Below are 11,942 nucleotides of genomic sequence, written 5' to 3' on the forward strand. Positions count from 1 at the left end.
TATAACGTTAGTATATCTTTTTTTAATGCTAATGCTGGCTTGATTTCAATTTAATAAACTTATTTTATTTAAAATAAATTATCATTCAAATTTTTTTCTTTTTTGAAATTTTTATAAGTTATTATAACTCTTTCTTTATTATTCTCATCTAGAATTCTCAATAGAACCGGAAGCTTTGTATTTTTATCTACATAAAATTCTGCCCTACTTAAATGTTTATTTTTACTATTATATTTCATATCTACTTGTAAATAAATTCCTTCACCCCATTCAGCCTTAACTTCTTTGATTTCACAACTCTGAGGATTTGATAAAATATTCTCTATAAATGATAATGGATAGATTATATCTATATTTTTATCAAGAATGTATTCCTCATCTTCTTTTCCTTCTACTTTAATCTCTTCACCTTTGTAAACCTTAACTCCTCCAAGTCCATCCTTAAATTCTATTCTTGATCCTTTCTCAAAACTATAATACTGCATTGTGTTTTCCTTAAATTCTGTTTTTGAATTTTTAAATACATATTCAACTGTACTGCTATAGCATTTTGTATTTTTCAATTCATTTATTATCTCTTGATTTGAAGGCGTAATTATATTCCTACATAAAATAATGAATAAAATTATAAAGATTGGAACAAAAATTAAGATTCCTATTATCATTTTTTTGCTAAATAAAAGTTTTTTTAAATTCATAAGTCCTCCAAAGATTTATTACTACATATTACTATTTATGAAAATCTCTAGACTTTTATTCTTAATTAAGACATATGAAAAAAATATTAAGTAAAATATGTGGTGTATATTTTTACTATGGTTAACTAATAATATAGTTAATTTCTTTAGGCAATTCATTTATAATATCCCTTGCATTTACTATGTAAGCTTGCTTTCCTAATTTATCAGCTATATCTCCATGAACATAAGCCCCTAAAAGGGCTGCTTTCTCTAAATCAACACCTTGTGATAGAAATCCATTTATTATTCCTGTTAATGCATCTCCCATACCTCCAGATGCCATTTTACTATTTCCTGTTGGATTTATATAAGTGTCTTTCCCATTCGAAATTACAGTATTATATCCTTTTAATAAAACAACTATTCCATATTTCTGTGCAACTGTTCTTACTATATTAGTTCTATTACATTCCACCTCTTCAACAGTTATCCCTAAAAACCTTGCCATTTCACCCGGATGTGGCGTAATAATTGCTCTACCTTTTAAATTATCTAATAAATATTTATTTTCTCCTATCAAAGTTATTCCATCTGCATCAATTACAACTGGGCATTTACTATTTTTAACAACTTGTTCTAATAATTTTTCTTCCCTATGGCCAGTTCCAATTCCAGGTCCAAAAGCAATAGAAGTTGCACTTTTTATGATTTCGATTACATTTTTCTCCTCCAAATTCAAAGTCATAGCCTCTATGAATCTGCTCGATAACGCTTTTTGAACATCTTCATTACATATTAATGTTGTCAGTCCTGCCCCTGCTCTAACTGTACATTCCGTAGTTATATACGCCGCACCTATAAATCCCATTCTACCTGCTACAACTAATGCTCTACCATAATTCCCCTTATGACCATAAACCTTTCTCTTAGAGAGCAATTGTTTATATTGCTGTTTTTCTAAAATGTAAAAATTTCCGGAGTTAACTCTTTTAATATTTTCTGGTATCCCTATTTTTAATATCTTCATATTTCCAACACAATTTATTGCTTTATAATTTAAAAATCCTTGTTTTACAACTTCAAATGTATATGTAATATCAGCATGTACTGCAATTCCTCTCTCAATTCCTGAATCACAATCCAAGCCTGATGGAGTATCAATTGATACTATAAGCTTCCCATATAGATTTATATCTTCTATAATGTTCTTAAATATACCGGTCAAATCTCTGTTGAGTCCAACACCAAAAATCCCATCTACTACTACATCATAATTTTTAATATCATTAATTATATACTCATCTATATCTTTTTCTGATTTTATGAACAAAAGATCTCTTTTATCAATTAATTTTTCTAATATATTAAAATTAATCCTAAAATCATCTGTATAATTTTGATCTTTACTTATAATATAAACCTTTACTTTTTTTCCCTTTAGTATCAAATGCCTACATAATGCTAGGGCGTCCCCTCCATTATTACCTTTTCCACATAATATTAAAAATGACTCACCTTTATCCACCACTTCTTTGAATATACCTATTGCAGCATTCTCCATAAGTATAATCCCTGGAATTCCTATATTTTCAATCGTATTTTTATCCATTTCTTTGCACTGATTAGCTGAAAAAATTTCAAACATCATATCACCTCCATCACTGCATAAGCTGTTGCATTTTCTTTACTATGTGAAATACTAACATGCATATTAAATTCTTTTATATCTAATAATTTATAAATCTTATAACTCAAATTTACAATTGGTTTTCCTAACTCATCTCGCAATACTTCAATGTCCTTTAATCCAAAGCCTCTAAATCCTGTTCCTAACGCTTTGCTAATTGCTTCTTTAGCTGCAAAATTCCCAGCTATTACATTACCCTTGAATCCCTTTAATTTGAAATATTCAATTTCATTATACGTAAATGATTTCTCAAGAAAACTACTAGTTCTCATCATTACCTTTTCTATTCTATTAATTTCTATTATATCAGTACCAATTCCAATAATCATAATTTGCCGCCTCTCTTAGTAATATCTTACCATATATTAGCGTAAATATTTAATTATTGCTATACTTTAATGCTAGTTTATAGCTTGTTCTTGTATCCCCACATCAAATTCATAAGCATGCTCATCTACATAGCTCCCTATGATATCAATTAAATGGAGAGGTGACACTTGATTATTGTACAACTTAATGAGTAGTTGTTTTACCTTATATCTATGAGGTGAAATTATTTCTATGTTCGCTCTTTCCAAATTTATATTTTTTAAGCCCACATAATCTTCTCTTTCAATTTCAATTCCATATGCTATTATTCCCCTATAGTCTTTTTTTATAAGTCTATAAGCATACCTAAACTCTACATCATCATCTCTATTAATAGATGTGTATTCCTCAACCAAATTCATACCCATTCAACTCCTTAATTAATAATTCTTAATTACATACTTATACTAGCACATAATATATTAATAAATTGTCAAAGCATGTCCGCTATTTCAAAGTTTATATATTTTTTTATTGACAATAAAACATTTTCCTGAAGCTTTTATAACATATAGATACTTCAAGCTTTCATAATTATAATTTAATTTGTCGAATTCAATTAACATTAGTTTTAGTTTTATAAGAATAGAATTATATTTATGAACCTAAAGAAATGGCGGATAAACAATTTATGTGCATTATATTGTGCAAATAAAAAAAGAGCTATCAGCTCTTTTTTTACCTCATAATCTCTTTTTTTGTTTAACCATAATCGAAAAATAACTTTTAGATATCGTTTACATATCTATTATAACACACTATATTCTAAACGCAACACTTTTTATGTAAATATCTTTTATTTCCTATTATTTTTAATATAATCCATATATTTTTATTAGTAATAGTTATTTTTGTGCTTTTTATTTTTCTAGTCGCATATTTATTCCTTTTAAATCAAAATAAATAGTATGTTGAATATTAATATTGCATCATACTATTTATTCTATATTAAGGCATATTCAAATATAATTTATTACTTCTACAAAGCCTGTGTTTCATTCTTATTATTTTCAAGGAATTTAAAATCCTCTGCCACAACTTCTGCTATATATTTTTTATTTCCATCTTTGTCCTCATAACTACCAGTTCTAAGTCTTCCGCTTAACGTTATAAGACTTCCCTTTTTCATATACTTGACTATAGCCTCTGCTTTTTTACCCCAAACTATAATTGGAATAAAATCTGCTTCTCGAACACCATCAGGTAGTCTAAAATTTCTCTGTACAGCAATTGTAAATTTAGTATAAATTTTATCACTATTTTCACTATGTCTTAGTTCAGGGTCTTTAACAAATCTCCCTAATAATATTATTTTATTCATATTTTACCTCCTGAGTATTTTTCATCTAAAGTTATATCCACTTCAGTGATTTATATTCATTGAAAATAAAAATTTCAGTAAATAAAATGCATTTATTTATAATCTAGTAAATGCATTTTATTTTTAATTTCTACTGTAACAAAATTTATTTCTACACCTATAATAATTATCATTGATATGAGAAATAACCAAGTCATAAGTATAAATACAGCACCCAAACTTCCATAAAACCTAGTATAATTATTGAAGTTATCAATGTAAAAGGAAAATCCAAAAGATACTATTATCCAACCTACTGTACTGAATATAGACCCTGGAATCACTTCTTTCCATGTAAGCTTTTTAGTTGGTGCAAGCTTGTAAATAGTTGCAAATATGATTATCATAATAATAAATATAAAAGCATATCGAAATATGTTCCAAACAATAAGTATAATCTCATAAAATTGATTAGTATTTTTAATATATTCACTTATTACATTTCCAAATACTAACATAGTTAATGCTAGTATAATAATTAATGCTAATGCCACTATTCCTAACATGGAGATAATTGAAAGTTTAATAAAGGATCTATTTTCTTTAAAATCATAAGCCTTATTCACGCTTTTAATTATAGCTTTAAAAGCAGATGATGCTGTCCACATCATTAATATTATGGATAGTCCTAATAATCCTGTATATTGATTATCAGATATTTCTTTCACTGTTGACTGTGTTAATTCCAGTATTCTTTTAGGTAAAACAATACTTAATCCTTCTAATATTTGACCAGAACTTAAATCACTGAATCCAACTAATGTCATTAAAAATAACATAAATGGGAAAAAAGACAATACTAAATAATATGCTAATTGAGATGATAATGCAAATACATCATCCTTCTCAATTTTAGCTATAAGGTGTATGAATAAGTTTAATTTATTCCTCAATTTTAAATCTACATTTCTCATTTAATCACCATTTCTTATTTTTATTTCTACCTATTGATCAAATTTTATTGATTATTACAAAGTATAGAATAATTTCTTTAATCTATTTTATTCTATATTTATAGATTATATACAATATTGCACTATCATTATACATTTTCTTATGATCGTTGAGTATTGTATAATTATAAAAGTGGTTACCCTAAAAATTTTAAGGTAACCACTTTAAAAATATACTACATAGTTATATTAGAATGTAATTTGCTAATTTAGTTTACTATTTAGAAATTTAACTAAATTATTTACTGTTGCCATATCCTTTTTTTCTAAATCTGTTGGTTGTAATCTTAATCCAAAGACTTCTTCAATCTTTAATAATACTTCTATAATTCCTAATGAATCAAGTAATCCAGCTTCAAATAAATCTGCATCCCTTTCTTCTGAGATATCATCATTACCAGTAACTTCAATTAATATGTTTAGTACTTTTTCTTCCATTAAATTCTCCTCCTACTTACTATATAAATATCCTGAAAATAGTAATAAACCAAAACATGCTATATGAAATGTCACGACTATTTGGATATATTGAAACCATTTCTCCTTTTTATGAGCTTTATAAAATTTTGATTTGCGTTGATATATATCTGTACCCACCAATGCTAATCCTTGATAAAGTCCATAAATAATATAATACCATTTTAAATCATGCCATGCTCCCATAACAAGCATCGTTATCATTTGTCCGATATGTGAAGCAATAATTCTATTTTTAAATCTCTTATTTCTCATGCTATTTAATACAAATCTTGAATATATATAATCTCCAAACCATTTTGACAATGATATGTGCCATCTAGTCCAAAATTCCTTCATATCCTTACTCAAAAATGGCTTATTAAAGTTTTCGGGTACTTTTATACCCAAAATATGACTTGTTCCTACTGCAAAGGCAGTATATCCTGCAAAATCAAAAAATAGATATAAGCTATATGCATACATATAATTCAAAGAATTCATAAATGTTATATCAGTTGGAATCTTACTCATCCATAATGCACTAATTAAATTAGCAATAATAAATTTATATACTATGCCTCTAATTATACGTTTTATACCCAAATTTAAATAATCACTTATATATTCTTTTTTATCTATACTTTTTTCTAAATCAGCCTCAAATCTTCTTGACCTGTCTATTGGCCCACAACTTAGTGTTGGGAAAAATAAAAAGAAATATAAGACTTTAAATATATTTACTTCCTTAATAGCTCCATCATATATTTCAATAATCATTTGTATAGCTTTAAAATTAAGATATGAAAGACCTATAAATCCTATACTCCGTTCAATTGTTATAGCACTTATTTTGAAAATAATTACTGGTAACATAGAACAAAATAAAGCAAAATAATATAAATACTTATTGTCTGTCTTTTTTCTCAAGACAAAATACACTTTAATTAATATAATTTCTGCTACTAAAAACAGTGGAAATACCTTCCCGATTCCCATAATTGCTATTATCATTAAAATTGATATAAAAACACCATAATATTTAATCTGTTTTTCTAATAATCCTAAAATAATAGCTGGTATTAAGGCAATTATTAATACATATAAATAAAAATAATCACCATATTGAATTAGTGTCATTTTAATTCCTCCATAAGTTTCTTTCTGTCAATTTTCCCATTAGTATTTAATGGAAAATCATTTAAGATTTTTATATTTCTAGGAATCATATATGACGGTATTAACTTTTTCAATTCATTTTTTATTAATGTTGCATTTTTCAAATTTGATAGTTCATTCTTATCATTAAGAACTATAAATGCTGTCAAGTGTGAGATTTTATGTTCTTCATTAGAAACAGGAAATACCACTGCATTATTTATATTTTTCACTTTTCTTAAATTATTTTCTATGTCTTCAATTTCAATTCTAAAACCATTTAATTTTATTTGGAAATCTTTTCTACCACAATAATATATTATACCATTTTCATAATATGCTAAATCCCCAGTCTTATATCCTTGTTTACCTTTTTTTGTTTTAAAGAATACTTTGTTTGTCATTTCAGAATTATTTAAATATCCTATACTTATGCTATCTCCGATTGCAACAAGTTCACCTTTTTCCCCATCTTTTAATTTATTTCCTTGTCCATCAACTATATTTAACTCACAACTATCAATTGGATATCCTATAGGTATTCCTTTTTCGCACTCCATTATATCTTGATTGATATTTATTGCTGAAATTAAAACAGTTGCTTCTGTTGGTCCATAACCATTTATAATTTTAGCATTTGGGAATCTATTCATTAAGTTTCCAACTAATTTCTTTGTTAATACTTCCCCTGCAAATATAAATTCCGATAATTTATTTATTTTTTCATTATTAAAATCATCAAATTTACTGCATATTTCCGCTAGTGCCGGTGTTGATACCCAGTAATCTATATTAGATCTTGTTAATTCACTAAATAATAATTTTAAATCTTCTAAAGTATCCTTGTTTAAAGTAAACAAAGTCTTTCCATTACCTAATCCCATATATATAGGAATTACTGATACATCAAAAGAATATGATACTTGATTTAAAACTGTCTTTGGACTTTCATCAAATTCAAGAAATTCTTCAAACCACTTAGTAAATGAATCAATATTTCTTTTATTTATTTGCACACCCTTTGGCTTTCCTGTACTTCCTGATGTAAATAATATATAGCAATTATCTTCATCTTTTACCCAATTATCTTTAGATGGTACTTCATTTATAGGCATATTAAAAATATTATCTACTTCATTTTGTTTTATTTCTAATTCATCCTCTAACTCCAAAAAATCATTGGTGAAGTTAAATATAATTCTAGGTTTTACTTCCTCTATTATTTGTTTTATTCTAGATTCTGGGAATGTCACATCTAGTGGCACATATGCTCTTCCAGATTTCAAAGCTCCTATCATTACTGGTAAGATATTATTTTCCTTGTTACCATAAATAATAATTGGTCTTCTATCCTCTTTAAATTCTTTTAATAAATATATTGCTATTTTATCTGAATATTCTTTTAGCTGTTTATATGTCAATTGTTTGTCCAAACATTTAACAGCTACTCTGCTAGTTTCTGAAAACCTATCAATACCTTCTAATACTTTCACGATATCATCCCTCTAATACTACTAAAATTGACTATATACAAATGGCAAATCTGATGCTGAATAAAAAAAATAAACTACTAATGCTGCTACTAGTATAAGTGTTAAGCTTATTCCTCTACTTAAATCTTTATTTCTTGCTAAAGTGTTTATAAATTCCTTCACTTGCATTAAGCCACCCTTCTCTTCCTAAATGCTTTGCATCTATCAAAAAATTCTTTTTATACTCATTTTTGCTTAAGTCTAAGACTTCTATATTATTATCATTAGATATTTTTTTTACTTTATCATAATATTCTTCTCTCTTATCTTTGGTAAGCCCTGCATAATCATAATACCAACCATTAACTGGTTGCAGAATAATATATGGTTCTATATTTAAATCTTTGCAAACACTTAAGAAGAATTTGTAATCATCAAATTCCTTTGATTCAACTGGATTTTCCAATCTTGACTCCCCTTTATGTTTATAAAGCTCATCTTTAAATTGGCCATTATAAAATTTATCATCTAAGTTAAATTGATTTGTTGATACTATGGCACTATTTTCTTCTTTAATTTTTGCATATTCTTCTTCCCAGTTAACTTCTTTAAGTTTTTGTTGACCATTTTTATCCGGCAGTTCCTTCAATTCATTATAAATCAAAGCCTTATCTTGAATATCCAATAAATATTTTTTAGTTTCATAATATGGTGCAAATACTAATTTTTCAAAGCTTGTAATCTTTCCGGAATCTAAATAAATTTTAGCATAAAACGCTTCTGCTGGATATTTCTTAGCGCTTGTTAAAAATTTATAAACTCTCTCAGCATAATATTTCTTATTTTCTTCACTTATCTTTGGATTTTCTAGAAACTTATAAAATTGCACATCCGAAAAATTAATAGCAAAATTATATGGTGATATTGCATTTGAATCCTCAAACCATTGAATTGAAAGAATACATGCTACCTTTTGATTTTCTTTTAAGTCTGCTGATCCTAAATAAGTAGCTTGTTGTAAATCTTGACAAAATACTCGCCCAAAACAGCTTACATCATAGTCAATGCCTTTAAAAGGAAATAACTTCAGTGGATTTTGTGGAACATCTATACCCATTTCAGATGAACCAAGTAAAAATAAATCTCCTTTATCAGATAATAACTTTTTATCTAACACACTTTTATCTTTAATGGTATCTGCATATTTTCGCCCCATTAAACTAATGTTTTTTTCTTTAGTAAATGTTTCTATTTTTTTATCCAATAATGAATTAATTGCAATTGTAGTAAATATTGCAATTAATATTGGTATTAATAAACTACTTATTTTCTTCATTACATAACAACCTCTTTGTCGTTCAATTATTAATATATTATAAAAATTCTTTAAATATTAAACTAAGATATTCTATAATCATAATATTATTCATTCATATTGGTGTCAATATAGCAATCTTATATATACGGAAATATCATAGTTTTGTAATATTTTATATTTTTTTCATTTCCTTAACACATAAAAAGGCATATTCCTAAATTTAGAAAAATTTACGAATACACCTATTTTAATAATGAAATTCCACTCATATACTTTCACTGAGTAAGTTAAAATAATCAAATGAATAAGGAAGTTAATTAGCAAAGCTAATTAGCTAAGTTCCAAGAGCAAAATCAATAAGGAATACAAATCACTAGCGTGATTTGCATAAGTTCGAGGAACCAAATATAAAATTTGGGCTCTCACTTATCACTTATCTCACTTATAATTTATAAATCTTTTCTCTATTATTAACTACATTCTTAGTTGCATTTCTTGTATCATATACAACTTTAGCTCTAGCCACAATTGCTTCATAATCATAGCAACTATGGTTTGTTGTTATAATTACTATATCTGAATCATCAATAACTTCTGCCCAATCCACCGAATTATATGTCTTACCTTTATATTTAGATATTGGACAATATGGATCATTTACCATAAGATCAGCACCATTCTTCTCTAATAATTCTATTACCTTAAATGCTGGTGATTCTCTATAATCATCAATGTCATTTTTATATGCAACACCTAATAAAAGAACTTTAGCTCCATTTAATGCTTTCTTATTCTTATTTAAAATCTTCATTACATTATCTAATACAAACTCAGGCATTGAATCATTGATTTCTCCTGATGTTTCAATTAACCTTGTATGATAATCATATTCTTTGGCCTTCCATTCTAAATAAAATGGATCAAGTGGAATACAGTGTCCACCTAAACCTGGACCTGGATAAAATGGCATGAATCCATAAGGTTTAGTTTTAGCTGCATCTATAACTTCCCATACATCTATTCCCATTCTATTACACAAAATAGCCATTTCATTAGCTAATCCAATGTTTATGTTTCTAAAAGTATTTTCTAATATTTTTTCCATTTCAGCTACAGCTGGTGATGATACTGTGTGTATATCCCCTTCTAATATATTTCTATATAATGCTGCTGCAACTTCAGTACATTCTTCACTGCATCCTCCAACAACTTTTGGGGTATTTTTAGTATTAAAATCCTTATTACCTGGGTCAACCCTTTCTGGTGAAAATGCTAGAAAAAAGTCTTCTCCACATTTAAGACCACTCTCTTCTAAAATTGGTTTAAGAATTTCTTCTGTTGTTCCTGGATATGTAGTACTCTCAAGGATAACAAGCATGCCTTTATGTAAATATTCTGCAACACTTCTTGTTGAATCTACAACGTATGATAAATCTGGTTGCTTATATAAATCCAACGGAGTAGGTACACAAATACAAATTGTATCCACATCTTTAACAAAACTAAAATCTGTAGTAGCTTTTAATGTTTTTGCTTCTACTATCTCTTTTAGATTTTCATCTACTACATCACCTATATAATTCTTTCCTTCATTAACCATGTTAACTTTTTCTTCTTGAACATCGAATCCAATCGTTTGGTATCCAGCATTAGCTTTTTCTACAGCTAATGGCAATCCAACATAACCAAGTCCAACTACACCAACTTTTGCGGTTTTATTATTTATCTTATCTAATAATTGTTGTTTTAATACTGACATGATATACCTCCATTATATCAATTAACAATTAACAGTTAACAGTTAACAATTAAGGGTGAACTTTCTCTATGAAATTGTTCCATAATTGTGCATTGCGAATTGTGCATTGTGAATTGAATTATTTATCTATACATTCTACTTTTTCTTTATCTTTTCTATATTTTCCACTACAAGCACTGCAAGTTGCATGCCCGTCTTTAAATCTTAATTTTTCTCCACATTTACATACATATCCTAACATGCTTGCTGGATTTCCTACAACTAAAGCATAATCGGGTATATGCTTAGTAACAACTGCACCAGCACCAACTAATGCGTATTTACCTATATTGTGGCCACATACAATTGTTACATTTGCACCAATAGATGCGCCAGTACCAATTATAGTATCTTTATATTCAGTCTTTCTTTCAATAAAACTTCTTGGATTAACTACATTTGTAAATACACAAGATGGACCTAAAAACACATCATCTTCACAAATAACACCTGTATAAACAGATACATTATTTTGTATTTTTACCCCATTTCCAAGTTTCACGCCTGGTGATATTACAACATTCTGACCTATATTGCACTTTTTCCCGATTTCACAATTACTCATAATGTGAGAAAAGTGCCATATCTTTGTTCCATCTCCTATTTTAACATTATTATCTACATAACTCGATTCATGTACAAAATAATTATTCTCCATAATTAAACCTCTCGCACTTATATTTTTTCAATG

At 27.3% G+C, this 11,942-nt stretch carries 12 protein-coding genes; all 12 read right to left on the bottom strand.

Going from position 1 to position 11,942, the window contains the following annotated elements; genetic code table 11:
* Window positions 1-68: 68 nt before the first annotated feature.
* The 12 genes from DIC82_02975 to DIC82_03030 all read right to left on the bottom strand — a co-directional run bounded on the left by DIC82_02975 (window position 69) and on the right by DIC82_03030 (window position 11,909).
* Entirely contained in the window at window positions 69-698 is a 630-nt protein-coding gene (locus tag DIC82_02975) for a hypothetical protein (protein ID AWK50115.1), read from the bottom strand.
* A gap of 121 nt (window positions 699-819) precedes the next feature.
* A complete protein-coding gene (locus DIC82_02980) occupies window positions 820-2,325 on the bottom strand; it encodes a bifunctional ADP-dependent NAD(P)H-hydrate dehydratase/NAD(P)H-hydrate epimerase (GenBank protein ID AWK50116.1) in 1,506 nt (501 codons plus the stop codon).
* Window positions 2,325-2,696, bottom strand: coding sequence for a holo-ACP synthase (locus DIC82_02985; protein ID AWK50117.1), 372 nt, complete (start codon window positions 2,694-2,696; stop codon window positions 2,325-2,327). The genes DIC82_02980 and DIC82_02985 overlap by 1 nt, the downstream gene beginning before the upstream one ends.
* 72 nt (window positions 2,697-2,768) lie before the next feature.
* Window positions 2,769-3,098: a hypothetical protein gene (locus tag DIC82_02990; protein ID AWK50118.1), complete on the bottom strand. Its 330-nt coding sequence runs from the start codon at window positions 3,096-3,098 to the stop codon at window positions 2,769-2,771.
* A 617-nt stretch (window positions 3,099-3,715) separates the two neighbouring features.
* On the bottom strand, window positions 3,716-4,057 hold the full coding sequence (locus DIC82_02995) for a single-stranded DNA-binding protein (GenBank protein AWK50119.1): 342 nt from the start codon (window positions 4,055-4,057) through the stop codon (window positions 3,716-3,718).
* 92 nt (window positions 4,058-4,149) lie between these two features.
* A complete protein-coding gene (locus DIC82_03000) occupies window positions 4,150-5,010 on the bottom strand; it encodes a YihY/virulence factor BrkB family protein (protein AWK50120.1) in 861 nt (286 codons plus the stop codon).
* A gap of 243 nt (window positions 5,011-5,253) precedes the next feature.
* Window positions 5,254-5,487 carry a D-alanine--poly(phosphoribitol) ligase subunit 2 gene (locus DIC82_03005; protein ID AWK50121.1) on the bottom strand — a complete coding sequence of 78 codons (234 nt, stop codon included), beginning with the start codon at window positions 5,485-5,487 and terminating at the stop codon, window positions 5,254-5,256.
* A gap of 12 nt (window positions 5,488-5,499) precedes the next feature.
* On the bottom strand, window positions 5,500-6,645 hold the full coding sequence (dltB, locus tag DIC82_03010) for a D-alanyl-lipoteichoic acid biosynthesis protein DltB (protein AWK50122.1): 1,146 nt from the start codon (window positions 6,643-6,645) through the stop codon (window positions 5,500-5,502).
* Window positions 6,642-8,156, bottom strand: a complete 1,515-nt coding sequence (locus DIC82_03015; protein AWK50123.1) for a D-alanine--poly(phosphoribitol) ligase — start codon at window positions 8,154-8,156, stop codon at window positions 6,642-6,644. The genes dltB and DIC82_03015 overlap by 4 nt, the downstream gene beginning before the upstream one ends.
* 127 nt (window positions 8,157-8,283) lie before the next feature.
* A complete protein-coding gene (gene dltD, locus DIC82_03020; GenBank protein AWK50124.1) occupies window positions 8,284-9,471 on the bottom strand; it encodes a D-alanyl-lipoteichoic acid biosynthesis protein DltD in 1,188 nt (395 codons plus the stop codon).
* Between the two features lie 424 nt (window positions 9,472-9,895).
* Complete coding sequence (locus DIC82_03025; protein ID AWK50125.1) at window positions 9,896-11,212, bottom strand: UDP-N-acetyl-D-glucosamine dehydrogenase; 1,317 nt, start codon at window positions 11,210-11,212, stop codon at window positions 9,896-9,898.
* 118 nt (window positions 11,213-11,330) lie between these two features.
* On the bottom strand, window positions 11,331-11,909 hold the full coding sequence (locus DIC82_03030) for an N-acetyltransferase (protein ID AWK50126.1): 579 nt from the start codon (window positions 11,907-11,909) through the stop codon (window positions 11,331-11,333).
* Window positions 11,910-11,942 lie beyond the last annotated feature (33 nt).

This window comes from Clostridium beijerinckii (genome assembly GCA_003129525.1).
Classification (GTDB): domain Bacteria; phylum Bacillota; class Clostridia; order Clostridiales; family Clostridiaceae; genus Clostridium; species Clostridium beijerinckii_D.